Below are 23317 nucleotides of genomic sequence, written 5' to 3' on the forward strand. Positions count from 1 at the left end.
ATGGATCGTCCATAATTCTCGCCCCCGCAAGATTCCGGTCCGTCGATGGTGATAATTCTCACCGAAAAAGAGCCGTGTTAGACGACTGAGACGGGTTCGGATCGCACGCTGTTCCGCCTCTCAATATGTAGGCGGCGTTACTGCGCTAACGATTTCACTGACGCCGTCATGAACATTTATGAAACGGTGCGGCTCAGTGCTGTCAAAATAGTATCCATCGCCCGCCTTAAGCACCGCCGTTTGTTCACCCACGGTAAGCTCGATCGCCCCTGAAATGATGATCCCACATTCCTGTGCCTTGTGCGAGAAAGTCTCACCCGTATTCGCGCCCGGCGCATATCGCTCGTGCATGACGAGGATGTTGCGATCTGGGAAATCGGCTCCCACGACACGGAATGAAATGTCATCGCCTCTTCCAATTTCCACGAGATCTGCCGCGCGGTAGAAAGGTTGGCGACCGAGTAGGGGCTGAAAGTCGATAAAGAAGCCGCTTAAGGTGGTCCCGAGCGATTCAAGGATTGCATTCAAAGTGTCGACAGAAGGGCTCATGCGGTCCCTTTCGATCAATGAAATTGTCGAGTGTGACAGGCCCGATCTCGCTGCCACCACGCGGATCCCAAGGTTGCGCCGACGGCGCAGTTCGCGCAAATGTTCTCCGATTTTTGGCATGGCTGTTTCCTGCTACGAGACGAAATAGTGCTGTTACACTGCCTTCCTATCTGGATTGCGCGCCGCTTTCGAGCTTCCTGCTCACCACATTCTACTCCCCGCGCAATTTTATAACATCATTTTGCAGGAGCTATTTATTACCTGCCCCGCCCAAGTGAAGCAGGATTGTTGATACGTGGGGGTAAATGTGTCCAATTTGCATCCAGTCAAATAATCAAGTTAAGGGTTCAGCGAGCGCACGGCACCTCCTATTGAATGCGGACATTCGCGCGAGCAGCGGAAGCTGATCCGACGAGGCCGCCCGTTGTCGGGAAGGAGCCTGCGCTTTCCGGCGTGTATTTCTTCGCGGCAAGGCTGCCCGCGATCGCCAGCATCGGCACGATCACGAAGAAGCGCCCCAGCCACATCGCGATACCAAGCAGGCCATTGTAGAAGGGCGTGCCGTCCGTCCGCCCAGCGAATGCAGACCCGTTATTGCCGGTTGCGGAAGTATAGGCGTAGAGCATTTCCGAAAATCCGTGTGGCCCTTTGTTGAGCGGCCCAGCGAGACCTGCGGGCAGAACGGCGCTCACCGCTGTCAGGCCAAGGATGCAGAGCGGTAGTATGGCGATAGCGAGCACAGCCAGTTTGACCTCTCGCGCCTCGATCTTCTTGCCGACATATTCCGGCGTGCGGCCGACCATCAGCCCCGCAACGAACACGGCGAGGATGGCGAACAGCGGGAAGCCGTATAGGTCAGCGTCACTGTCACCAACCCGAGCAATGCGCCGATCCAGAACAGATCCTGCATCGTCTTTTTCCTTCTACCCAGCTGGCGCCAGCGCCGAGCGCAGAAGGGATGGGAGGACTATAATCCTGGTCATGCCGATTTCCCCAAAGATGTGCCGCGCGGATGTCCGCAGCGCTTTCGTGAAGGGTTTCAGATAGGAGCGATGACCATTTCTTATCGAGGTCGAGCAGCGGCCATCTTCATAGTATTTGCATAGGGTTGGCGATATTTCATCAGCTCTGGAAAAGTTCAGAGCCCTTCGGCATTTCGCTGAGCTCAGGCGAACTGCTCCTCCCGGTCATTCCTCATACGGCCAGCCCCGAGTGCCCAAGATTGAAAGGGGCCCTTCCGCACCTGACAATCAAAAAATCGGCCGCTGAACGGCCGTCATGGGTCGAGAAAAGCGAAAAGTTTGCGATCGGCGGCCCATGTACGTCGGCTAAATCTAAGGCGAACAAAAAATGTCCCGGCGGTTATCTTGGAACGACCACCGGAGGATAAACGGCGACGCAAGAAGGTACTGCTATCTCACCCACGAACTGCGATGCGTCGCAATCTATTTCTATGTATCTAATAACCGTGGGCTAATCACATCCAGCCAACCCGTAATCGCTTTTGGGGGCGCGTGCCCCTCACCGCGGCGACAATCAAAAGTGACCTCACCAGCTATCTCTACGCGGCAGACCGTGAACGCCAAATCTGCGGTTCGGCTGTTGTCGGTGAGAAGTGAGGCATCGGCATGTTTCAGCGCTTCAGCGATTGCCTTTTGCGTGCGGGGAAAACGGCTTCTCAGCTTGGCTTCATCGACGGCGTGACCATGCTCGGCGACGCGAGTTTGAACGCGAAGAATTGAGAGATTTTCGCTGGTCAGGCCGACAAAGATGAGAAGGACGAAATAGCCGGCTGCTTGCATATCCTTGATAAGTGATATTTTGGAATCGACGGTTCCATCTGCGGCGACATGCCAATGTGAAAAGACCGTTTCCATAGCGAACGGTACATTCGCATTCATTGCATGACCGACAAAGGCTTGGACGCCTTGCTGGGCGACACGCATCCAGCTTTCTCCGAATCGCGGAGCGAGATTGCCCATTCAGGCAGTGTGCCGTCGGAGTTGGCTTCCGGCAGGATGGAAAGCATCATCCGGTCGGCATTAACGAGCGGAATTCGTAGCACGTCTGCAAGGCTGCGCCGCCAAAGCGTCGATTTGCCGGACCCATTATGGCCAGCAAGCACGATCGCAAGGGGCTTCTGAGTGGCTTCCTGCGCTTCCCGAATTTCCTGGAGCGCCTCAACAGGGGAAGTTAAGCGATCGCGTGGAATATGCCGTCTACCAATTGACCACGTTCAGTCTTGCCATCGAGAGTCCTGATAACGACATCGGGATTCTCACTATCAAGCGAAAATAGCGGCACGCCCTTTTTGGCGCGAATGACAACACCCGGTTTAGAAAGACGCCGCGCGGCACGGGCCAGCGCCGCAGTGCTTTGAGCGATGTTAGCCTTGATCAGATCGCGCTGCGGTGCGGGCGCAGTGATAACAACGTCACCAAACTTCACCCTGCGTGCGCGCGCTTGGCGCCGGACTTTAACCGTCGTCGTTGTCATGACCCTATCAATCCAACCTCTTACAGCAGACCCCGCTAAGATAGCGAACTGCCTGCGCTTAGGCTAGGGCTGGGAATAACGATTTTCGAGGCCCCGAGGGCAGGAAAAAATCGAACATATCGCGCCCCTGAGGGCTTGCGCGAGATCCCATTGCGGAGCGGGGAGGGCACGGGCGAAACTTTTGAGTATCCTGCGTTGGCGTGCGTACAAATTGTCCTGGATATGTTTTGTAAGGATGTTGCGGATCAAGCCACCCTCGATGCTCTGTCGGACATACCGGAACGCGGATCGGTAGGTTTTCCCCTTCTACAAACTTGATGACGGGGCCCCGGAAGCAATTGTGCAACAAGCTGTTGCACCACCTGCCCCCTACGCCCCATCCTCATGTGAGACTGGTGGTTCACCTTTGTTCGCTCAATCAACGGCTCGGCGCACGATTGCGCTGAAGGATATGGTGGACTTGATGGGGTGGACGCCCCCCGGCGGCATCGATGTGCCATAGTGGAGGTGTTGAACACCACTTGAGGAGGCGTCCATGTTGGAGATTAGCACGATCGGTTTGGACATCGCAAAGAATGTGTTTCATGCTCACGGTGCCGATGCGAACGGGCTTCAGGTTTTCAGCCGACGGATTACGCGTGGTAAATTGCTGTCCTTTTTCGCTGCCCAGCCAAGGTGCCTTGTGGCGCTGGAAGCTTGCGGCGGGGCGCATCATTGGGCGCGGGAGCTGATCCGTATGGGACATGATGTTCGGTTGATTCCGCCAGCCTACGTGAAGCCGTTTGTGAAGCGACAGAAGAACGATGCCGCTGATGCCGAGGCGATTTGCGAGGCAGCGCAACGTCCGAACATGCGGTTTGTGACGGTGAAGAGCGAGGAGCAGCAAGCCTCGGCACTGGTATTCCGGACCCGCGATCTGCTTGTCCGGCAACGCACGCAAACGATTAATGCGATTCGGGGGCACATGGCTGAATATGGCTGGGTTGCACCGAAAGGTCCAAGCTGGGTAGCGCAGCTTAGCGAGTTGATCGATGATGCGGTCACCGCGTCGCTACCACCGGCTGCGCGAGAGATGTTCCACGTCATGCTCGGCATACTTGAGGAGTTTGACCACCGGATAGCGGAACTCGACAAGGAAATTGCGCGGCGAGCCCGTGAAGATGAAGTCGCTCGTCGGCTGATGACCATACCGGGCGTTGGGCCGATAGCAGCGACAGCGATAACGGCACTCGCACCTGCTGCAGCGACATTCAAACGGGGGCGTGACTTTGCCGCCTGGCTTGGCCTTACGCCGCTGCAGAAATCTACAGGCGGCAAAACCAAGCTGGGACGGACATCCAAGATGGGTGAGCGCACACTGCGGCGATTGCTGATCATCGGCAGTAGTGCTGTTGTGCGTCAGGCCAGCAAGCGCGGTGCGGCCGAAGGTTCGTGGCTTGCTCGAATGCTGGCTCGCAAGCCGCGCATGCTGGTGACAGTGGCGCAGGCGAACAAGACAGCGCGGATCGTATGGGCGCTGCTCACGAAGGAAGAGGATTACAAAGCTCCGGTGGCAATGGCGGTATAGCGCGCCAAAGTCACCAGAGGTCGTCGGAAGACGCGGTCGGTCGAAGGAGGGTATGGCACAACAGTCGGCGAGACGCGGTCAAAAAACCAGACCGTTACAATGTGCACAAAGCACGCGGACTTGATTTGGATTTGACCCGCGAACTCCCATACAGGCCTGCAGTACATTCTGCAAAATGAGGCCGGACAGATGGCAGCATCCGACTACGCGCCGAACCCAATTTTCTGCTTGCGTCTGAAGGGGCGTCCACAGATGTAACGGTTTTGTGCCGGTCACTTGAGAGTTTAAGGCTCGTTCAAGGAGACCGACGAAATGATGAAGCATAGTGAAGAGTTCAAGCAGGAGGCGGTACGCATTGCGCTGACCAGCGGGTTGCCGCGCGAACGGGTCGCGTCGGATTTGGGGATCGGCAAGTCGACGCTGAACAAATGGGTTTCGCATTATCGTCCGTCTGACCTGGTGGCAGCGCCGCAGGCAGATCTGGCGCGAGAGAATGAACGGCTCCGCCTGGAGAACCGTGTACTCCGGGAGGAGAGGGAAGTCCTAAAAAAGGCCACCCAGTTCTTCGCGAGCCAAAGGCCGTGAGGTTCGCCTTTGTGCACAGCTGGCGGCACCGTTGGCCGGTGGAGTTGATGTGTCGTGTGTTGCACGTCAGCGAACACGGCTATCGGTCCTGGCGTTCGCGTCCGATCAGTCGCCGGGAGCGGACGGACATGAAGGTGCTGGCCCATATCAGGGAGCAATATAGCCTGAGCCTTGGCAGCTACGGTCGCCCGAGAATGACGATGGAGTTGAAGGAAGCAGGGCTCGACGTCGGCGAGCGTCGTGTGGGGCGGCTGATGCGGATCAACGGGATCAAGCCGGTTCGCACGCGCAAGCACAAGGTTACGACGGACAGCCACCATCGCCTTGGTGTCGCGGCAAACTGGCTCGACGGTGACTTTGCCGCCAATGTGCCCAACCGCAAATGGGCCGGCGACATCACCTATGTCTGGACACAGGAGGGCTGGCTCTATCTTGCCGTCATCCTCGACCTGCATAGCCGCCGTGTCGTTGGCTGGGCGGTCAGCGACAGGATTAAAAAGGATCTGGCGATCCGGGCGCTGGACATGGCGGTGCGGCTGCGTCAGCCGCCCGAGGGCTGCATTTTCCACTCCGATCGGGGCAGCCAAGGCGGATTCAACCGGTCGTCGCAACACCGGCTTCATACTGTGCGACCAGGAACTGGTCGAGGACTTCTGCGGGGGTTCTCCAGCCAAGCGTTTTCCGTGGACGCGTGTTCAGCGCGTGAGCAACGGCGTCGAGATCGCCTATGGAGTGCCGGCTAAGGTCGGTGCCCTTAGGGAAGTACTGTCGTAGCAAGCCGTTGGTATTCTCATTCGATCCGCGTTGCCACGGGCTTTGCGGGTCGCAGAAGTAGATTTCCAAGCCGCTGTCGATCTTGAGCTTTGCGTGCTGGGCCATCTCTGCTCCCTGGTCCCAAGTCAGCGATTGCCGGAGCTTCTCCGGTAGTTCGCGCATGGATTGGACGATGGCTTTGCGGACAGCTTCTGCCCCATGGCCGGCCAGCGGTTGGCGGTTCCTGATGCCTTGTCCATGTTGATATCCGTCCTCTCGCGGCAAATGCAGCAGCATGGTGAATCTGGAACTTCGTTCGACCAGGGTGCCGATCGCCGAGCTATGCAGTCCGAGGATGAGATCGCCTTCCCAATGCCCGGGAACTGCCCGATCCTCGACTTCCGCAGGACGCTCGCTGATCATGATGGCGTCACCGATGAAGGATTTTCCGCGCCCTCGTGCGCGTTCACGCGGCGTTCGTAGAGCCCGACCCGAGCGCAGACATGCCGTCAACTCCTGACGCAAGGCGCCTCGCCCCTGAATATAGAGGGACTGATAGATGGCCTCATGACTGATGCGCATGGCGGGATCCTCAGGGTAATCAATCCGTAGCCGATGAGCGATCTGCTCGGGGCTCCAGGCCACCGACCATCGTCGACTTTGTCGATGTACCGCACGGCGCTTCTTCCATATCACCTGCGGCCCGGCAAAGCCGATACCATCAGCATCCGTGATCTGACCGGTAAGGCGTTCTTCCACGTACATGCGCAATGCCGGATTGCTGGCCAGCTTCCCGGGGCGCGGGCGACGGCCGGCGCGGTGAGCGTGCCACTGTGCGGCGATCGGGCGATATTCCAGATTGCCGCCACGCGTGGCGGCATTGCGCCGCACTTCGCGCGAGATAGTACTGGCTGAACGTCCAAGTTTGCGGGCAATGGCGCGGATCCCGAAACCTCGCGCAAGTTCGAGAGCAATTTCCTCTCGCTCCTGGAAGCTCAGAAATCGACCACTGAGTGCTGGCGCCGATGGCGCCAAATGTGTTGGCGGCATACCTCCCGAACTCCGAAACCAACGTGGCCCCAGCGGTGTCGAAATACCGGCATCCGCAGCAGCATCTTCACTGCTACGCCCTCGAGCGATCGCTTGCCAGAAGCGGAAATGGTGCTCACGCTGCCAGGCAGGTGGGCGCCCCGGGGAGCGCAACCTCTCTCGGGTGCAGCGTTCTGATGCTCGACGGCCTGCCATGTTCACAACCTCCAATTTCTTGGTGTTGCGACGACCGGTTGAATCCGCCCAATATTGCTCCTACGCCTATCAAAAGAAGCTGCAGGCCTACGGCCTGCGTCCATCAATGAGCGGCAAGGGTAATTGCTACGACAACTCTGCGGTCGAGACCTTCTTCAAATCCCTGAAGGCAGAAATGATCTGGCGGCAGAGTTGGCCAACCCGGCGGCAAGCTGAAGCTGCCATCTTCCTGTACATTAACGGCTTCTACAATTCCCGGCGCCGCCATTCATACCTGGGTGGCATCAGCCCGCTCGCCTTTGAGGCCAAGGTGGCATAATGAGATAGGTGACCGGCGCAAAACCGTTACATCTGTGGACGCCCCTTCAGACGCAAGCAGAAAATTGGGTTCGGCGCGTAGTCGGATGCTGCCATCTGTCCGGCCTCATTTTGCAGAATGTACTGCAGGCCTGTATGGGAGTTCGCGGGTCAAATCCAAATCAAGTCCGCGTGCTTTGTGCACATTGTAACGGTCTGGTTTTTTGACCGCGTCTCGCCGACTGTTGTGCCATACCCTCCTTCGACCGACCGCGTCTTCCGACGACCTCTGGTGACTTTGGCGCGCTATACCGCCATTGCCACCGGAGCTTTGTAATCCTCTTCCTTCGTGAGCAGCGCCCATACGATCCGCGCTGTCTTGTTCGCCTGCGCCACTGTCACCAGCATGCGCGGCTTGCGAGCCAGCATTCGAGCAAGCCACGAACCTTCGGCCGCACCGCGCTTGCTGGCCTGACGCACAACAGCACTACTGCCGATGATCAGCAATCGCCGCAGTGTGCGCTCACCCATCTTGGATGTCCGTCCCAGCTTGGTTTTGCCGCCTGTAGATTTCTGCAGCGGCGTAAGGCCAAGCCAGGCGGCAAAGTCACGCCCCCGTTTGAATGTCGCTGCAGCAGGTGCGAGTGCCGTTATCGCTGTCGCTGCTATCGGCCCAACGCCCGGTATGGTCATCAGCCGACGAGCGACTTCATCTTCACGGGCTCGCCGCGCAATTTCCTTGTCGAGTTCCGCTATCCGGTGGTCAAACTCCTCAAGTATGCCGAGCATGACGTGGAACATCTCTCGCGCAGCCGGTGGTAGCGACGCGGTGACCGCATCATCGATCAACTCGCTAAGCTGCGCTACCCAGCTTGGACCTTTCGGTGCAACCCAGCCATATTCAGCCATGTGCCCCCGAATCGCATTAATCGTTTGCGTGCGTTGCCGGACAAGCAGATCGCGGGTCCGGAATACCAGTGCCGAGGCTTGCTGCTCCTCGCTCTTCACCGTCACAAACCGCATGTTCGGACGTTGCGCTGCCTCGCAAATCGCCTCGGCATCAGCGGCATCGTTCTTCTGTCGCTTCACAAACGGCTTCACGTAGGCTGGCGGAATCAACCGAACATCATGTCCCATACGGATCAGCTCCCGCGCCCAATGATGCGCCCCGCCGCAAGCTTCCAGCGCCACAAGGCACCTTGGCTGGGCAGCGAAAAAGGACAGCAATTTACCACGCGTAATCCGTCGGCTGAAAACCTGAAGCCCGTTCGCATCGGCACCGTGAGCATGAAACACATTCTTTGCGATGTCCAAACCGATCGTGCTAATCTCCAACATGGACGCCTCCTCAAGTGGTGTTCAACACCTCCACTATGGCACATCGATGCCGCCGGGGGGCGTCCACCCCATCAAGTCCAGCAGTCGATGTTCGTCAGGCGGACCATGCCTGATAAGGCAGGTTGAGGTCGTCGGCGACCGCCCTGAAGGCGATCTTACCCTTGTATACGTTGAGGCCAGCGGCGAGGTGGTATAGGCATCCATCGCCGCTTCCGCGCCCGGATCGCCAGATCCTTCTTCATCCTGTCGCTGACAGCCCAGCCCACAACGCGGCGGCTGTGTAGGTCGAGGATGACGGCAAGATAGAGCCATCCCTCCTTTGTCCAGACATATGTTCTTTAATTGATCGCTCGCGCTTGGTGATATTGCGGCTGTAGTCGGTCGACTGCAAGGTTCTTTTCGAAGTCTTCTCTGATGAGCGCTTCATCTCGGCAGCCAGGGCTTCGACGTCCCGAGGGTGATATTCGCGATGCACAGGGTGCTCGCACGTAGATCTCACGGGCTGGGTTGACAAGCCGGGACGCCGGGGCCGTCCACGCGAGGTGATCAACGCCGTGCGCTACCTTGTTCGTTCGGGCTGTGGCTGGCGTATGCTGCCGATCCATTTCGGGGCGTGGCAGACAGTCTATGGCTGGTTCCGGGAACTGGCTCGCAGGTTCCTGTTCCAGACAATCCACGACATCGAACTGATGCTCGATCGCGAGCGCCAAGGGCGGGAGGCCAGCCCGAGCGCAGCGGTGATCGACAGTCAGTCGGTCAAGGCACCATCGGCAGAAAAGCGCGGGTTCGACGCAGCCAAGAAGGTTGTCGGGCGCAAACGGCACATCGCCGTCGATACCGATGGCCGGTTGCTGATGGTCAACCTGACCACTGCAGACATTTCGGACAGCGCGGGCGCCCAGGCCATCCTCGATGGCATCCGTAAGCGCTGGCCGTGGGTCAAGCATCTCTTCGCCGATGGCGCTTATGACCGCCTCAAACTCATGGACAGGCCCAGCTATCTGGATTTTGTCGTTGAGGTCATCCGCCGTAGCGATCAGCAACAGGGCTTCAAGGTTCGGCCCCGACGATGGGTCGTCGAGCGGACCTTTGGTTGGATGATCAGATGGTGCCGATTGGTTCGTGACTATGAGAAGCGCATCGACGTCTCCCAGGCCATGATCCTCGTTGCCATGGGCGGCAATCTCCTACGCCGAAACGCTCACCCCTGAATTTCCAAACAGACCTCTCAGAGTGGACACAGGTTACATGGACAGTTGTGGTATTGCTATTAACATAATTCCTATTATCAGTCATATTGGCTGTAAGCGCCGGATAGAAATGACACCCCTCTGCTGAATAGAAATGACACCCTTGGGCGTCCTTAGCAAAGCTTGGTGGCATGGTCCTCCTGGCAGTTCGGGAGGACGCGCTTATGACGGTGGTGGCGATGAGCCATGGTGAGCTTTCGCGGTTTGACACATTGATGCGCGTGGAGCGCGGCGCGCTTCGGGTTGAGGATGCGGCAACGCTGCTAGGATTGAAGCGCCGGCAGATTTTTCGGCTGCTTGAGCGTCTGCGCGCCGAAGGCGCCTCAGGCCTGGTGTCGCGTAAGCGTGGTCGGCCGAGCAACCGGCGTCACAGCGATGCCTTTCGCGCGCAGATTATTTCGCTGGTCCGAGAGCATTATGCGGATTTCGGTCCGACCCTGGCGCGCGAGTATCTGGCGGAGCGCCATGATATCGCGGTGGGCTGCGAGACATTGCGGCAGATGATGATCGAGGCGGGTATATGGCATGATCGCGCCGCACGTCGTTCTCGCCCTTATCAACCGCGCCATCGCAGGGAGTGCCGTGGCGAGTTGATTCAGATCGACGGCTCGGATCATGACTGGTTCGAGGATCGCGGGCCGCGCTGCACGCTGCTTGTCTACATCGATGACGCGACCAGTGAGCTAATGCACCTCAAGATGGTCGAGAGCGAAAGCACCTTTTCCTACATGGAGGCGACACGCGAATATATCGAGCGGCACGGTAAGCCGGTGGCCTTTTACTCCGATAAACACACGGTCTTTCGAAACCCCAAGGCGACGGCGAAGGGCGATGGCATGACGCATTTCGGGCGTGCGCTGGACGCGCTGAACATCGAGATCATCTGTGCCAACTCGCCACAGGCCAAGGGTCGGGTCGAACGGGCGAACGGCACGCTGCAGGATCGGCTCGTCAAGGCGATGCGACTGGAGGGTATCTCCTCAATCGGAGAAGCCAATAGCTTTTTGAGCAGCTACCAGACGACCCATAATGCGCGCTTCGCTCGCCCGGCAGCAAACAGTCGTGATCTGCACCGCCCTCTGGCACCGCGGGATAATCTCCACTCCGTCATGGTCTGGCGCGAACAGAGAACAGTCACGGCTGCGCTGACGCTGCACTATAACAAGGTTCTGTTCCTTCTGGAGCCGAACGCAATCAGCAAGGAGCTGGCGCGCAAGCGCGTGGATGTTTGTGAATATCCTAATGGCACGGTGGAGATCCGGCACGAGGGGCGCTCCCTCCCCTATAGCCTGTTCGACAAGATGCCCCGGATCAATCAACCTGCCATCGTCGACAACAAGCATCTCGATGCGGCGCTGGCTCGGGCAAAGGAGATCCAGGCGATCACGCCGCATCACCGGCAGCGGAACAACAATGCCCCTGCCCGCCGCGACCAGCCCACACATCTGTTCCCCGAGCCAGAGGCGCCAGCGAAAATCGATCGGCGCCGGTTAGGCCGTCCCAAGCTCAAACGCGGCCCACGGCTCAGCCAGGCGGAGTTACGGGCGCGCGGCACGCTCGAGTTCGTGAAGGCACGCTAAAGCGGCGCTGACCGAGCCCGCTGCCTGCGCAGCGGGTCCATGCTCATCCCCTCAACCTCACGCCATCAGCAGGGTCTGCGCTGCGCTAAGCCGAGGGCTCCACGCAGCCCCTGCTGTCATTAATGGTGTCATTTCTATCCGGGACAGATAGTGTCTTTTCTAACCGGTCCGAACATTTCAGTGTAAGAATGGATTCTATCTCGAAGTGCGAAATCCTTGGTTTTATAAGGGTTGATCACTTTTTCAGGGAGGCACGCCATGAACGACTGCTCTATCTGAATGTCGCCGCCACGTCATGGCCCAAAAATGTCTGTTCTGGCCGGGCGGCTATCAAAGCGGAACTGGCGCAGCAGATCGGGATTCAGGGCCTTGGGCCGGGATCGCTGCCAAATGGCCGGTTGACGATCGCTAAGACCTCCCACGCTGTGAAAATCCGGTTGCGGGCGTAACCGGTTCGTTCTGACAGGATACCTGCCTCAACCAGTTGATCGATTGCGCTAAGGGCTTGCGGTCTCGATATGTCGAGCTTGTTTGCCATCCGCTTCGAGGTGACGACGGGATAGTCAATGAGGAGATCAAGCGCCCGCAGCGCTGCGGACTTTGCCCGAAACTTCCGTCGATTGTGCCATTCCGCCTTCAAGGTGTCGAGCGCGCCACGCGTTGCGAGGAGCTCTTCCACAGTTCCAGTTACAGCGTCGGACAGATACCCTATGAGAGGCGCCCATTCCAGTCGCTGCTGGGCCATTCTCAGCCCTGAATAATAGCCTTCGCGACTTGCAGCGATATAGGGCGCGAGGTAAAGCGGCACCTGTCCTTCCGCCGCCATCATCATCGGCAGCAACAGACGACCGACACGGCCGTTGCCGTCGCGGAACGGGTGAACAGCTTCGAAATGCGCGTGAGCAACCGCCATACGGGTTATGAGGCTTTGCGTCATGGCCTGCATACCCTCGCAACGCATATAAGCGGCTGTCTGTTCGAGACAGGCTCTCACATGGTCCGGCGGAGCTGGATTATAAGTGGATGTCGCTATGTGCCCCGTCCCGCCGATCCAGACGACGATTTCCCGCAGAGCGCCAGGCTCATCGGGATAGTCCGGATCGTGCAACATTGCCGCACGGTGGAGTTCCATGATTGTCTGCACAGTGAAAACATCGATGCCTTCAGCTGCCGCGCGAGGCAGCAGGCGATCAAGACTCAGCGCATAATCCCGCACTTGGTGAACCGCGTCACGAGCGTCGTCATCCTCCTCCTCAATTGCCAGGAGCTCATCGAGGGTGCTGTTCGTTCCTTCGATCGCCGAGCTGTCCACGGCTTCGCGTCGGCTCAGAGTTCGGCTAATCATATAAGGGCTCGGCAAGTGCGTAGCCATCGCTTCCACACGTCCAAGCATGATCAACGCTCTCTCATGTGCGGATTGCGCAGCGCCAAGCGATAACGCCACTTCAGGGGGTGCAAGTGGCACGACGCCATAATGGTTGGCGTGAGGTTCGGGATAGCGAGCCAGACGTTCGCGAACCGCCTGGGCCAGATTATTTCTATTCATCAAACCTTACCAAGCATTGTTGATCCGCAGCCTAGGTAAGTGTTATCGCTAAAACCCTAAACAAGGCAACGATTTTTGCCGTCGTTGGTTGGGGTTGTGCAGACTCGTTCGCTCACCATGTTATGCCCCACGGACGAGCCTTGGGTCGTAGGTCCATCTACGAACCTTCCGGCCGCTGATCCGCCCTGCATCCGGATGCGCTGGATTGATCAGCAGGTTGTTCTCCTCTGGCACGATGACCGAGGGTACGAGCATGAGTGCCGTTCGCAAGGATCGCGCCCATTCTGACCCTAAGGAAGTGCTGACGCGGCCTGCCGGTTCGGCATCCCACCCAACGGCTAAGCTTTCAGTTGTGGCAATCTCCGCCGCGCTAAGCAGGTCGTCGGGTACGATGATCTCGACTAGATAGCGATTGAGGGGGAGTCCGCCGGAATTGAGATGAACAACGGTTTCAAGACAGGCAAGCGCCCGGCTGCCGGCGGCATATAAAAGAGCAACGCCGATGTCATTCCAGCGTCCGCCCGTGATCTTGGCCCCAGATCCCGATAGGTCTTGGGCCTCATAGGCTTTCGTGTCGGTAGCGATCCGCCAGAACGTTGTCACGCAAAGGCGCCGCTCTGAATCTGCGCCAAGGTGCGCGATACCAGGGCTTGGCCTTCCATCGTATCGAGCAGGTCGATGGGGTTCACCCCACCAAGAGAGGGGAGCGGCTGCCGTAGCCAGGACGAGAGCCATTCGGGCGCATTGAAGCCGCTAGCGTCACCGGACTCCTCCACCATGTCCTCAAGTTGGCCGACCAGCTTGGCAAGGCCAAGAACCCGCTCGCTATCTTCGGCAGATAAGGACTGATTGCTCGCCGCCTTCTTGTTGACCGTGGCTGTCTTGAGGTTCAGTGCGTCGAACATCACCTTCTGGTCCACGTGCATCGCAGCAATGAAGCGCTTTAGGTCACGTGCCGCGACGCCCCGTCTGATGAACCCAATGCGATCAACCGGCGAGGCGCGGTACAACGCTTTATACGCGAACGGTGGCACACCCTGCCCCGAAGGCTTTCGACGCTCGATCTCCAGCTCAGCCATGGCAATGCTCCTTCGAGCATTTATATAGCTTGTTTGAGCATCGCTTACAAGGCAGGCCGTGAGAGAAGAAGTCACGCGCTTGGCCTCATGTTTCCTCCCCGTCGCGAGCATTATCCCACATTCAGCCAGCTGCTGAATTTGTGGGATAATGGAGGCATACTAGGGGTGCTCTTCTCATCCGATAAACAAGCCCATCCTGGGCAATCTCCGGCAGCGGCTAACCGCCATTTTTCATCGAGAGAGGTACAAACTGAGCAACGTGACACATTCTGCATTCTGTGCCATGATTGTTCTATCGTGTCTTTCCTTTCGTCCTGGGAAAGGTGAGCAGGAGCAGCGCCATGACGGTACAAGTCAAGATAACGCCTAACGGCCGAATGAGCCTACCGGCCGATATCCGCAAGAGGCTCGGCCTTACTCGTGGCGGCGCCTTGCTGGTCGAGGAAACTGAAGACGGCATCATCCTGCGTACCGTCGCACAATCGATCGCGCACGCGCAGACACTGGCGAAGCAATATACCGGCGACAATCCCGAAGCATCCGTAGATGCGTTCCTCCGCCATCGCCGCGAAGAATCCGGCGAATGAGCGAAGTGGTGCTCGATGCCTCGGCGCTCCTGGCGCTTCTTCGGGCCGAGACCGGCGCGAACATGGTCGCAGAAGCGATTGCCGATGCGCGCATGTTGAGCGTCAACTATGCGGAGGTGATCAGCCACTTCATCCATGCGGGCATGCCTGCCGAGCAGATTGACGCAATGCTGAAGCCCTTGCCCGTGGCCGTCGTCGAGGCCGACCGGGCTCTCGCCACGATCGCTGGGCGCCTGCGCGCAGTGACCTCAAAGGTCGGCCTGTCACTCGGCGACCGTTTCTGCCTCGCCCTTGCGCAGCGCGACGGGTTGCCTGCGCTGACCGCAGATAAGCAATGGCGCACCGTTGCTGACGCAGCGGGCGTTACAGTCCGCGTGATCCGCTGACCTCGTGATGGAGCCTGGGTCCTGGTCGGCACGCCGCGAAGGCTGGACGCCCCAGAGCGAAGATGCCCGCGACGATGGTGACGTTGACTATGCGCGCGTGATCCATTCCGCCTCGTTCCGCCGATTGCAGGGCAAGACCCAGATCCTCAACCTGGGTGACAGCGACTTTTATCGTACGCGCCTCACGCACTCGCTCGAAGTTGCGCAAATCGCAGGCGGCATCGCCCGCCAACTTGAAAAGTCCTACCCCTCTCATCCGGCAACCCCGCTACTGCCTGATCGCGGCACGATCCACTCGATCGGCTGCACGCATGACTTTGGCCACCCGCCCTTCGGACATGGTGGCGAAATAGCGCTTAATTACTGCATGCGGCAGAAGGGTGGTTTCGAAGGCAATGGTCAGACGCTGCGGATCCTCGCTCGTCTCGAAAACTTCTCGGCGCAGGCGGGCGCCAACCTCTCGCGCCGGACCATGTTTGGGGTGCTGAAATACCCTGTCGCTTACAGCCGCGTCGCCCATCCCCAGCTCGTCCCCGCGCTGCTCAGCGGCCCGACCACCATCAAGATCCTGGACGGGCGCCTCAGCAAGCCGCCTAAATGTTATCTCGACAGCGAGCAGGATGTTGTTGACTGGATCCTGGCCCCACTTTCCGTCAGTGACCGGGATATCTTTCAAACCTTCGCGCCGCAGCACGGCAAACATGGCAAGCCGCTCTACAAGGCGCTGGATTGCTCGATCATGGATGCTGCCGACGACATCGCCTATGGCGTGCATGATCTTGAGGACGCGATCGCGCTCGATCTCGTCACCAAGGACGCCTTTGCCGCTGCACTGCACGACAAGTGCACGGCATTTCTCGACGCGCTAAAGGCCAAGTATCCGGGCGAGAGCGCAAACGATGTTTTCGGTCAGCTTGTCGATGGCCTGTTCAGCGGGCCCGCTTCGCGCAAGCGGTTCATTGGCCGCCTCGTCCATCATTTCCTCACAGCAGTGGAGTTTGTCGAAAGGGAACAGTTTGCCGAACCGCTGCTGCGCTGGAGCGTGCGCGTGGCATCGCCCCAACGCGAACTGCTCGATCATCTCCAAAGCTTCGTCGTGCGGGAGGTCATCGCGTCACCAGCGGTCCAGCATCTCGAGTTCAAGGGCCAAGCCATGGTCGTCGCCGTCTTCGAGGCGATGGAGGCGGATCCTGGCCGCCTGCTTCCACGCGAAGAATTTGCAAAGTTCGAAGCGGCGGGTGGCGATCTCCGCGTGATCTGCGACTATGTCGCAGCGATGACCGATACGCATCTTTTGAAAACCTATGAGCGACTGTTCTCGCCACGCATGGGTTCGGTATTCGATCGCCTCTGATAGGACCGTGGACGGCTGCGCTTCTTTTACCATTTGCATAAATCGTGACAGAGCTGCGTCCAAGAACTTTGCTTCCCAGATCAAGAGTGCCGTTACAATTTGATTTGCTATCGCGGGCAGCATCCACCGCTGGGTCAACGAGGAACGATGTTCAACATTTCCTAGCCGCCCCGCCCAAACCATATGAGCTGAACATGGGCAGTTGTCAGTAGAGATATCGACCCTAGCCAAACCAAGTCTCACCGGCAGTCAAAATTCAGGTTGAATTCGCTTCAGCATCAGGCGCCAGAAGCCTTCACGGCCCGTCTCATACATGATGACATTTACTTTCTTATGTCCTGCGTGCAGAAGAGCGCCATCACCACAACAGGCGGGTCAATCCTCATGGCTGACGAGAACAACACCGACATCACTGCGCTTACCGTTCAACTGCTGAGCGCGTTCGTTTCTAAAAATTCGGTTCCAAGCGAGAGCCTCGCTGAGCTGATCAAGACCACGCGCGCCGCTTTGACCGAAGACCTCGCTGCGCCCGCTCGAGACGTTGCGCCGGACCATGTTCCGGCCGTGTCCGTTCGCAAGAGCATCGCATCGCCTGATCACATCATCAGCCTGATTGATGGTAAGCCCTACAAGACGCTAAAGCGGCATCTTGCAACCAATGGCTTGACCCCTGAGCAATATCGCGAGCGCTACAAACTGCCCAAATCCTATCCCCTGGTTGCACCCAATTATTCCGACGCGCGCCGCGCGGTCGCCGAGCGACTGGGCCTGGGCAGGAAGACAGCAGCTGGGCCCGCAACTGCCACAGCCCCCTCCCCCGCCCGTCCAGCACCTGCCGCCAAAGCCATCGTTGCTCCAACTCCTGCTAACGCCGACGCGCCGAAGGCAGCCAAAAGGCCTGCAGCGGCCAAGGCGGAAGCCGCTCCCACTCCAAAGGCAAACGTCAGCGCCAAGAGCAACAAAGCAGAGGTCAAGGCACAACCGCGCAAGCGGCTGTCGATCTTCTCGGCCAAAGAAAAACCAGCGCCCAGCGCAATGAAAGCTGATGCGGACCGCAGCGGCGCTTCCAAGGCCAAGTCGATAAAGGCTGCTGCGCCGAAAGCGGAAGTGGCAAAGCCGAAGGCGGCACCGAAGCCTGCGACAAAATCAAAGGAAGCTAAGTCAATCGACGCTGCTGCGGCGTCGGTGAACGCAGCGCCCGCCGCGCGCTAAGCGCAAGTGTCAGCCCAGTTCCGTCATTGCGGAACTGGGCAATGACCGATCAGCACGGCCTACACACAACTACAGTTCAGCAATCACCAATGCCTCAAGAATTGAGCCTCGCTGTCGTGGGCGCGCTCCATCCAAATAGCGATGGCTCCAACCGTCAGTTCGAGATCCGCATGCTCAATCCTGGCGATCCCATTTCGCTCGTTCTTGAGCCCAACAACAAGGCAGATCCTTCAGCCGTTGCGGTTTTCTCCTTCCGCGGCATACAGCTTGGCCATCTGTCAGCCGAGCGATGCGGATGGATCGGGGCGAAGATCCGGCAAGGACAGGATGTCAGGCCAATCTTCCAGTCGGCCACAGCCGACGGGGCGGTGATCCGGGTGCACCTCGATGGCGGCATCCCGCGTCTCCCCTCCCCTGCGCCAGATAAAGTCCTTACTGGCGAAGAGCGCTATAGGGAGGACGCTGATCCAGACTCAGGCTTCTGGACAGATTATCTGCCCCCTGACGAGTGAGTGATTTTCTGCAGCACGACTAATGCAGGCGTCCCAGCGCGCGCTTGGCGTCCGCTGTAATCGTGTAGACGGCCTCGCGCTGGGCGCCGCGGTTGGCATGATCGACCCGGAAGCCCTTATAGTGCCGCCGGAGCAGGCCCGCGCGCACAAGATCGGAGGCTGCGCGACTGATGCTGGTCCGTCCGGATCGCAGAATGCGTGCCTGGGCTTCTTGCTCGATCAGCATCTGCGCTGCGGCGGGGTCCTCCGGCAGTTTGCCGCTCGCTATCAGGTCGGCGCGCGCAGCATCGATCAACGCGCGACGGCGGCCGTCACGCTGCGCCAGGGGAATGAGGGCGCGGCAAAGCCAATCCCGCACCGGCAGCAGTGCGCCTTCATAGCGCACATAGGGGCCGAGGCTGTCGCCAGCGCCAGCGGCCTTATGGATCAAATTGAGGACCATGAACGCGTAACGCGGCCGCTTTGAGACCTGCGATATGCGGTCGATGAGATCAGGCAAGGATCCAAGACTTGAGACCGGATCGCACTGATCGAAGAGGTCGGGTTGGTGGAACATAAGATGAATCTAGCACAAGCTGACTCGCTGTGAATCCCCCTCCCCCTCTCCCCATGCACAAAAAACGCATGTGTCACTTTACCTAGAGGCCGTTCCGCACGGGGAAACGCATTGCCGCGAGCGCAAAAGCCGATACACAAAGCACTCCATTTCTTGAGAGAGCATCATCATGAACAATAGCGCACTTGCCGAAGCCGTTGCAGCCGAACAGGGCATCACCAAAAATGATGCGCGCAAATATGTTGACGCTGTCTTCACCGCGATCGCCAATGCCGCTGCCAATGGCAATGAGGTCAGCCTCAACGGCTTTGGCAAGTTCAAGGTCAAGGATTCCCCTGCCCGCGAAGGCCGCAATCCGGCAAATGGTCAGACGATCCAGATCGCTGCTTCCAGGAAGCTGACCTTCACCCCTGCAAAGGCGGTCAAAGATCAGCTGAACGGCTAAGCCAAAAGGGGCGTCCACATTGCTGGGCGCCTTCCCCACGGCCATATGTCACTTCATCACCCGGTAAAGTGACACACCTGCCACTGCCAATCGGCTGTTCACGTTAACAACGTCGGTGCCGTTCGGCCAGTCTATGCGAACGCATGCCGAGGGCGCATGCGTGTCGCCACCACCATCAGCTGTTAAATAAAAACCCCGCCTTCCAAGAGGAGAAGGCGGGGCGCCCAGATCAGGGAAAGCCTTTATCGGCCTTCAACGCTTCCTTCGCACCTGAAATTGCGGATTACTGCCGACGACATAGGGGGGCAGGACATCGCGCACGTGCCGATGCCTAATGCGGTTTGCCACAGACGGCAGCCGCACTATGATCCCCGCCCAACGACTCTACAGGAGAGCAAGAATGAGAACGTCAAACGACGCCGACTGTTTGTTGCCGCCCGCGAAGCACGACACGCATCATGCATTAAATGATATGATCCGCAGTAGCCATGCTGAAGCGATCTGCGTCAGCGATGAGTTCAATGCCCGCAGTCAGGTCCGTGCTCTGGCAGCGCTGCGCCCTCCCGCGGTGATGCACTAAATTCTTGATTCTTCAGCATCCACTTGTTGTGGCCGCAACGCGAGCATAGCTCAGCGCTAGTCTTCTGTATGAGCGTCGCCTTCATTGGCGAGGCCGTCAGCGATCATCGCAGCCAGTGTCTCTTCTGCACGGCGGCGAACAGCGGCATCCTTCGCTTCCAGATCATGACGCAACCAAAGGGGCGCGCGCTCTATCACGCGCAGAATCGTGGCGTTGGTTTTGGCGTCCATGGCGCCGCCTATGCCGCCGACGCTCTTGCCACGCAATGGCCTGGCCGTCGGCACGATCAATACGGTTGCACAAAACGCATTCGCCTCTCTAGTGGATGCATTTGCGGCCGGGGTCGAGCGATGACAGAGGGGACCTGCCTTTCAGGCATCCTCTCCTAAAACTTAATAGGCCGGTCAATTGACCGGCCATTTTTTTGTTCATGGCGATAGCAGGAAAGCAGCGTGGGTCGCATCGAACGCGGCTTTGGTGAGGTAAGCCAAGCCAAAGCGCCCAGCGCTTCGTCCAAGATTCCCCCGGCTCTAGTCCAGAGGAGCAGCCTTAAGCGCTCGCCTCTCAACAACGGCCCGTTACAACCTTCCGGTGTCAAACGCCTCTCCTTCGCCAACGCCCTTGCCGTTGCGGTGGACACGTGCAAATGCAAAGGCCACATCGAGGTACGCTATGGTTGATCTACTCTATCCCCCGCTAGCTTTGCCTGAGATTGGCGACGGTAGCGCGACCGAAGTAGCTGACGGCGTCTTCTGGTTGCGTATGCCGATGGACGGTAAGATTGAAGCGATCAACCTGTGGGCACTGGCAGATGGCGATGGCTGGACCATCGTCGATACAGGATTACGGAATACCGAAACTGCAGCGGCATGGCGGCGGGCCTTCGCATCAACGTTAGGCAACCGCCCCGTCCACCGGATCATCGTCACTCACCTCCATCCGGACCATAGCGGCATGGCCGGCTGGCTGGCGCAGAAACAGCCTGCGCGCCTCTGGATGACGCGGCTGGAATATCTCACTCTCCGCGTGCTTACCTCTTACACCGGGCAAGAGGCTCCCGAAGAGGCCATTCAATTTTACCAGGCAGTGGGTTGGGATGAGGACGCGCTCGATCATTATCGGGCCCGCTTCGGAGATTTTGGTAAAGCGGTGTACCCGCTGCCTGACAGCTTCCAGGCGCTGGAGGATGCTCAACGGCTGCTGATCGGTAGTCGCGAGTGGATCGTGGTTGTTGGTAGCGGTCATTCACCCGAACATGCTCTGCTTTACTGCCCCGCAGCGAAACTGCTGATCTCGGGCGATCAAGTGCTGCCGGAAATCTCCTCCAATGTTTCGGTGCAGCCTCTGGAACCCGAGGCAGACCCCCTGACCGACTGGCTGACAACGCTCAAGGCGATCCGCGCACGCGTGCCCGACGATGTGCTGGTGCTGCCCTCGCATGGCAAGCCATTTTACGGGCTGCATACACGCATTGACGCTCTCCTCGAAGGGCATGAAACCGGCCTGGAAAAATTGCTTGCCCTCCTCGCGACACCCAAAAGAGCGATCGACGTTTTCCCGGCCCTGTTCAAGCGAGAGATACATAAGGGACTTCTGGGCCTCGCCACAGGGGAGAGCCTGGCCCATCGCGCATGCTTACGAACCCGCAAGCTCGTGACGGAGGAACACGACAGCGCAGGCATTCGGTGGTGGCTAGCTTCGTAAATACGGGATGGGCAGAACCCATCGTAAGAATTCCCAACCGGATTGCCGCCGCGGCCCAAAGGTTTAAGCCGTTTCCTGTTGAGGCAGTGCCTCAAATTCTAACGAGGAAGATACCGGCAGGTCTTTTTTGCCGCTGGCGGCATGCCAAGGCTCTCAAATCATTCTGATGCTCCCCCCGACCCGCAATCACCTGCGAGTTCCAGGTCGGTATGGCGACATCTTGAAGAAGCCCGGTGCGGTCACCCCGATTTCCAAAAACATTGCGGGGATGGGCGCACATCCTAAGCAATCTGGGGGACAACGATATTCCGGACTATCGCTGAGGGCATATGGTGGCGATCTTGCCCGCCCATTACTGACCTGGTTAAGGGCTTTGCCCCCGGGAGCCCGTGTCCAGGCCGACGCGGGCTTTCTGGTTTATATCAGCGGGGCGTTTGTTGCAGGGACCCCCCAACGCCCCAGTCAAACCTTTGGCCTATACCGTCCGCCGGATGTGGCCCGTGTGTGACTGTTATATCATCGGGACATCAGCAGATCTTGAGAGCGAAACACAGGTCATGCCCAGGAAGGTCTCCGTCATCAGCGCCATCGCGCTGCTATCAGCTCCAGCGACCGGACTGGCGAAGGCAGGGGATCCAATCCCTAACAGTTACATATGCACCTTTACGCCTGGACCGATCAGTTCTGGGTCAGAGGCCCGCATATCTGTTGCGGCAGTCGGTGGCCGCATCAAACATGTTTACAGCCGTGCGTTGAACGGCTTTTCTGCTCATATGCCGGCGGCAGCGGTGCAGAAGTTGCTGGCGAAGAATCGGCTGATCAGCGGCTGCACTCAAGATCGTGTCGCGTCCATTCCTCCGACCCTGGTCGGCGAGATCAGCACACGCGGAGGTCCTCCGGGTGGGGGTGCTGCGTCCCAAACCATGCCTTGGGGCGTCAAGCGAGTGGGCGGCGGGGCAAACTCCAGTGGTACCGCCTGGATCATCGACACCGGCATCGATCGCAACCATCCTGATCTCAATGTTTCCGGCACCGGAAACGTCGACTTCATAGCCGGCGGAGCGGTTGCCAATGATCCCAATGGCCACGGCACTCATGTTGCGGGGATTATCGGAGCCATCAATAACAGCTTCGGCGTGGTTGGTGTTGCGGCGGGTGCGCGCCTAGTGTCTGTTCGCGTGCTCGATCAATATGGCAATGGATCTGACAGCGATGTAATCGCGGGTATTGACCATGTCATCACTAACGGCGCACCAGGGGACGTGATAAACCTCAGCCTTATCACGGATCCGCTGGCTACACTTGATCAGGCGGTAGTGAACGCGGCGAAGTCCGGATTTTATATTGCTATTGCCGCGGGCAACAGTTCTGCGAATGCAGGCAACTATTCGCCCGCGCGCGCAGGTTGCGCCGAAGCGGGATGCGAACGCATCTATACCGTCTCGGCTATCGACAGTAAGGGCGTTTTCGCGCGCTACTCCAACTGGGGCAATCCGCCGATCGATTATGCCGAGCCCGGCAGTTCAGTCCTGTCCACCTATAAAAACGGAACTTATGCGACCCTCTCCGGCACATCGATGGCCGCGCCGCATCTCGCGGGAATATTGCTCCTTCATGGTGGGACTCCACCAGCGGCGGGAGGCCAAGCTACTCGGGACCCTGACGGTACCGCCGATCCGATTGGGGTGAACTAATA

General features: G+C 58.6%; 21 protein-coding genes and 5 pseudogenes. 14 read left to right on the plus strand and 12 right to left on the minus strand.

Translation table 11 applies throughout. The annotated features are described in order from the left end of the window. Nucleotides 1-120 precede the first annotated feature (120 nt). The 4 genes and pseudogenes from AC6JBC_RS13575 to AC6JBC_RS13590 form a co-directional block, all read right to left on the minus strand. Nucleotides 121-669 carry a cupin domain-containing protein gene (locus AC6JBC_RS13575; RefSeq protein WP_449470430.1) on the minus strand — a complete coding sequence of 183 codons (549 nt, stop codon included), beginning with the start codon at nt 667-669 and terminating at the stop codon, nt 121-123. 293 nt (nt 670-962) lie between these two features. Then, nucleotides 963-1409, minus strand: a pseudogene (locus AC6JBC_RS13580) (potassium-transporting ATPase subunit KdpA); the annotation flags it as partial. Between the two features lie 591 nt (nt 1410-2000). Beyond that, the gene (locus AC6JBC_RS13585) at nt 2001-2531 is read right to left on the minus strand and encodes a hypothetical protein (RefSeq protein ID WP_460989842.1); all 531 of its coding nucleotides are present in this window, start codon (nt 2529-2531) and stop codon (nt 2001-2003) included. 211 nt (nt 2532-2742) lie between these two features. Continuing rightward, on the minus strand, nt 2743-3045 hold the full coding sequence (locus AC6JBC_RS13590) for a hypothetical protein (RefSeq protein ID WP_449470319.1): 303 nt from the start codon (nt 3043-3045) through the stop codon (nt 2743-2745). A gap of 535 nt (nt 3046-3580) precedes the next feature. On the opposite strand from AC6JBC_RS13590, the gene AC6JBC_RS13595 reads away from it, so the two are divergent. Together AC6JBC_RS13595 and AC6JBC_RS13600 are read left to right on the plus strand one after the other, a co-directional pair. Further along, the gene (locus AC6JBC_RS13595) at nt 3581-4612 is read left to right on the plus strand and encodes an IS110 family RNA-guided transposase (protein ID WP_449470391.1); all 1032 of its coding nucleotides are present in this window, start codon (nt 3581-3583) and stop codon (nt 4610-4612) included. A 312-nt stretch (nt 4613-4924) separates the two neighbouring features. Further along, a pseudogene (locus tag AC6JBC_RS13600) lies at nt 4925-5784 on the plus strand (IS3 family transposase); the annotation flags it as partial. A gap of 7 nt (nt 5785-5791) precedes the next feature. On the opposite strand, the gene AC6JBC_RS13605 reads toward AC6JBC_RS13600, so the two are convergent. Further along, on the minus strand, nt 5792-7195 hold the full coding sequence (locus tag AC6JBC_RS13605; RefSeq protein WP_449470393.1) for an IS30 family transposase: 1404 nt from the start codon (nt 7193-7195) through the stop codon (nt 5792-5794). 46 nt (nt 7196-7241) lie between these two features. On the opposite strand from AC6JBC_RS13605, the pseudogene AC6JBC_RS13610 reads away from it, so the two are divergent. Continuing rightward, nucleotides 7242-7514: pseudogene (locus tag AC6JBC_RS13610) on the plus strand (IS3 family transposase); the annotation flags it as partial. 284 nt (nt 7515-7798) lie between these two features. On the opposite strand, the gene AC6JBC_RS13615 reads toward AC6JBC_RS13610, so the two are convergent. Both AC6JBC_RS13615 and AC6JBC_RS13620 read right to left on the minus strand, forming a co-directional pair. Beyond that, the gene (locus AC6JBC_RS13615; protein ID WP_449470391.1) at nt 7799-8830 is read right to left on the minus strand and encodes an IS110 family RNA-guided transposase; all 1032 of its coding nucleotides are present in this window, start codon (nt 8828-8830) and stop codon (nt 7799-7801) included. A gap of 209 nt (nt 8831-9039) precedes the next feature. Further along, a pseudogene (locus tag AC6JBC_RS13620) lies at nt 9040-9165 on the minus strand (DDE-type integrase/transposase/recombinase); the annotation flags it as partial. Between the two features lie 177 nt (nt 9166-9342). Here AC6JBC_RS13620 and AC6JBC_RS13625 point away from each other — a divergent pair. Together AC6JBC_RS13625 and AC6JBC_RS13630 are read left to right on the plus strand one after the other, a co-directional pair. After that, nucleotides 9343-10041: pseudogene (locus AC6JBC_RS13625) on the plus strand (IS5 family transposase); the annotation flags it as partial. A gap of 203 nt (nt 10042-10244) precedes the next feature. Then, nucleotides 10245-11660 (plus strand): ISNCY family transposase, encoded by a 1416-nt coding sequence (locus AC6JBC_RS13630; RefSeq protein ID WP_449469841.1) that lies wholly within the window; start codon nt 10245-10247, stop codon nt 11658-11660. Nucleotides 11661-12021: 361 nt separating this feature from the next. On the opposite strand, the gene AC6JBC_RS13635 is transcribed toward AC6JBC_RS13630, so the two are convergent. The 3 genes from AC6JBC_RS13635 to parS form a co-directional block, all read right to left on the minus strand. After that, nucleotides 12022-13206 carry a Fic family protein gene (locus AC6JBC_RS13635; protein WP_449470390.1) on the minus strand — a complete coding sequence of 395 codons (1185 nt, stop codon included), beginning with the start codon at nt 13204-13206 and terminating at the stop codon, nt 12022-12024. A gap of 120 nt (nt 13207-13326) precedes the next feature. Next, nucleotides 13327-13809, minus strand: a complete 483-nt coding sequence (gene parT / locus AC6JBC_RS13640) for a type II toxin-antitoxin system Prs ADP-ribosylating toxin ParT (protein ID WP_449470389.1) — start codon at nt 13807-13809, stop codon at nt 13327-13329. Then, nucleotides 13806-14285 carry a type II toxin-antitoxin system Prs ADP-ribosylating antitoxin ParS gene (parS, locus tag AC6JBC_RS13645; RefSeq protein ID WP_449470388.1) on the minus strand — a complete coding sequence of 160 codons (480 nt, stop codon included), beginning with the start codon at nt 14283-14285 and terminating at the stop codon, nt 13806-13808. Before parS ends, parT begins: the two co-directional genes overlap by 4 nt. A gap of 341 nt (nt 14286-14626) precedes the next feature. Here parS and AC6JBC_RS13650 point away from each other — a divergent pair, with 341 nt between their 5' ends. The 5 genes from AC6JBC_RS13650 (at nt 14627) to AC6JBC_RS13670 (ending at nt 18336) form a co-directional block, all read left to right on the plus strand. Next, on the plus strand, nt 14627-14872 hold the full coding sequence (locus AC6JBC_RS13650; protein WP_449470387.1) for an AbrB/MazE/SpoVT family DNA-binding domain-containing protein: 246 nt from the start codon (nt 14627-14629) through the stop codon (nt 14870-14872). After that, nucleotides 14869-15258, plus strand: a complete 390-nt coding sequence (locus AC6JBC_RS13655; protein ID WP_449470386.1) for a type II toxin-antitoxin system VapC family toxin — start codon at nt 14869-14871, stop codon at nt 15256-15258. The genes AC6JBC_RS13650 and AC6JBC_RS13655 overlap by 4 nt, the downstream gene beginning before the upstream one ends. Nucleotides 15259-15265: 7 nt before the next feature. Beyond that, nucleotides 15266-16612, plus strand: coding sequence for an anti-phage deoxyguanosine triphosphatase (locus tag AC6JBC_RS13660; RefSeq protein WP_460989843.1), 1347 nt, complete (start codon nt 15266-15268; stop codon nt 16610-16612). 261 nt (nt 16613-16873) lie between these two features. Further along, complete coding sequence (locus tag AC6JBC_RS13665) at nt 16874-17824, plus strand: Ros/MucR family transcriptional regulator (RefSeq protein WP_460989844.1); 951 nt, start codon at nt 16874-16876, stop codon at nt 17822-17824. An 89-nt stretch (nt 17825-17913) separates the two neighbouring features. Then, on the plus strand, nt 17914-18336 hold the full coding sequence (locus AC6JBC_RS13670; protein WP_449470381.1) for an HIRAN domain-containing protein: 423 nt from the start codon (nt 17914-17916) through the stop codon (nt 18334-18336). A gap of 19 nt (nt 18337-18355) precedes the next feature. Here AC6JBC_RS13670 and AC6JBC_RS13675 read toward each other — a convergent pair whose 3' ends face one another. Beyond that, nucleotides 18356-18778: a hypothetical protein gene (locus AC6JBC_RS13675; protein ID WP_449470379.1), complete on the minus strand. Its 423-nt coding sequence runs from the start codon at nt 18776-18778 to the stop codon at nt 18356-18358. Nucleotides 18779-19061: 283 nt separating this feature from the next. On the opposite strand from AC6JBC_RS13675, the gene AC6JBC_RS13680 reads away from it, so the two are divergent. Further along, nucleotides 19062-19337 (plus strand): HU family DNA-binding protein, encoded by a 276-nt coding sequence (locus AC6JBC_RS13680; RefSeq protein WP_449470377.1) that lies wholly within the window; start codon nt 19062-19064, stop codon nt 19335-19337. 400 nt (nt 19338-19737) lie between these two features. Beyond that, nucleotides 19738-19917, plus strand: a complete 180-nt coding sequence (locus tag AC6JBC_RS13685) for a hypothetical protein (protein WP_449470375.1) — start codon at nt 19738-19740, stop codon at nt 19915-19917. A 56-nt stretch (nt 19918-19973) separates the two neighbouring features. On the opposite strand, the gene AC6JBC_RS13690 is transcribed toward AC6JBC_RS13685, so the two are convergent. Beyond that, nucleotides 19974-20201, minus strand: a complete 228-nt coding sequence (locus AC6JBC_RS13690) for a hypothetical protein (RefSeq protein WP_498026086.1) — start codon at nt 20199-20201, stop codon at nt 19974-19976. A 388-nt stretch (nt 20202-20589) separates the two neighbouring features. Here AC6JBC_RS13690 and AC6JBC_RS13695 point away from each other — a divergent pair, with 388 nt between their 5' ends. Both AC6JBC_RS13695 and AC6JBC_RS13700 read left to right on the plus strand, forming a co-directional pair. Further along, complete coding sequence (locus AC6JBC_RS13695) at nt 20590-21621, plus strand: MBL fold metallo-hydrolase (protein WP_449470371.1); 1032 nt, start codon at nt 20590-20592, stop codon at nt 21619-21621. Between the two features lie 557 nt (nt 21622-22178). Beyond that, nucleotides 22179-23315, plus strand: coding sequence for a S8 family serine peptidase (locus AC6JBC_RS13700; protein WP_498026087.1), 1137 nt, complete (start codon nt 22179-22181; stop codon nt 23313-23315). Nucleotides 23316-23317: the final 2 nt, after the last annotated feature.

The organism is Sphingobium sp. RC1 (genome assembly GCF_059738765.1).

What these genes read in the sequence shown, in the direction of transcription:
- AC6JBC_RS13595 (WP_449470391.1), top strand. Translation starts at nt 3,581, where the DNA reads ATGTTGGAGATTAGCACGATCGGTTTGGACATCGCAAAGAATGTGTTT.
- AC6JBC_RS13685 (WP_449470375.1), top strand. Translation starts at nt 19,738, where the DNA reads ATGAGAACGTCAAACGACGCCGACTGTTTGTTGCCGCCCGCGAAGCAC.
- AC6JBC_RS13680 (WP_449470377.1), top strand. Translation starts at nt 19,062, where the DNA reads ATGAACAATAGCGCACTTGCCGAAGCCGTTGCAGCCGAACAGGGCATC.
- AC6JBC_RS13590 (WP_449470319.1), bottom strand. Translation starts at nt 3,045, where the DNA reads ATGACAACGACGACGGTTAAAGTCCGGCGCCAAGCGCGCGCACGCAGG.
- AC6JBC_RS13700 (WP_498026087.1), top strand. Translation starts at nt 22,179, where the DNA reads ATGCCCAGGAAGGTCTCCGTCATCAGCGCCATCGCGCTGCTATCAGCT.
- AC6JBC_RS13650 (WP_449470387.1), top strand. Translation starts at nt 14,627, where the DNA reads ATGACGGTACAAGTCAAGATAACGCCTAACGGCCGAATGAGCCTACCG.
- AC6JBC_RS13575 (WP_449470430.1), bottom strand. Translation starts at nt 669, where the DNA reads ATGCCAAAAATCGGAGAACATTTGCGCGAACTGCGCCGTCGGCGCAAC.
- AC6JBC_RS13605 (WP_449470393.1), bottom strand. Translation starts at nt 7,195, where the DNA reads ATGGCAGGCCGTCGAGCATCAGAACGCTGCACCCGAGAGAGGTTGCGC.
- AC6JBC_RS13585 (WP_460989842.1), bottom strand. Translation starts at nt 2,531, where the DNA reads ATGGGCAATCTCGCTCCGCGATTCGGAGAAAGCTGGATGCGTGTCGCC.
- parS (WP_449470388.1), bottom strand. Translation starts at nt 14,285, where the DNA reads ATGGCTGAGCTGGAGATCGAGCGTCGAAAGCCTTCGGGGCAGGGTGTG.
- AC6JBC_RS13630 (WP_449469841.1), top strand. Translation starts at nt 10,245, where the DNA reads ATGACGGTGGTGGCGATGAGCCATGGTGAGCTTTCGCGGTTTGACACA.
- AC6JBC_RS13675 (WP_449470379.1), bottom strand. Translation starts at nt 18,778, where the DNA reads ATGGTCCTCAATTTGATCCATAAGGCCGCTGGCGCTGGCGACAGCCTC.
- AC6JBC_RS13660 (WP_460989843.1), top strand. Translation starts at nt 15,266, where the DNA reads ATGGAGCCTGGGTCCTGGTCGGCACGCCGCGAAGGCTGGACGCCCCAG.
- AC6JBC_RS13655 (WP_449470386.1), top strand. Translation starts at nt 14,869, where the DNA reads ATGAGCGAAGTGGTGCTCGATGCCTCGGCGCTCCTGGCGCTTCTTCGG.
- AC6JBC_RS13615 (WP_449470391.1), bottom strand. Translation starts at nt 8,830, where the DNA reads ATGTTGGAGATTAGCACGATCGGTTTGGACATCGCAAAGAATGTGTTT.
- AC6JBC_RS13695 (WP_449470371.1), top strand. Translation starts at nt 20,590, where the DNA reads ATGGTTGATCTACTCTATCCCCCGCTAGCTTTGCCTGAGATTGGCGAC.
- AC6JBC_RS13635 (WP_449470390.1), bottom strand. Translation starts at nt 13,206, where the DNA reads ATGAATAGAAATAATCTGGCCCAGGCGGTTCGCGAACGTCTGGCTCGC.
- AC6JBC_RS13670 (WP_449470381.1), top strand. Translation starts at nt 17,914, where the DNA reads ATGCCTCAAGAATTGAGCCTCGCTGTCGTGGGCGCGCTCCATCCAAAT.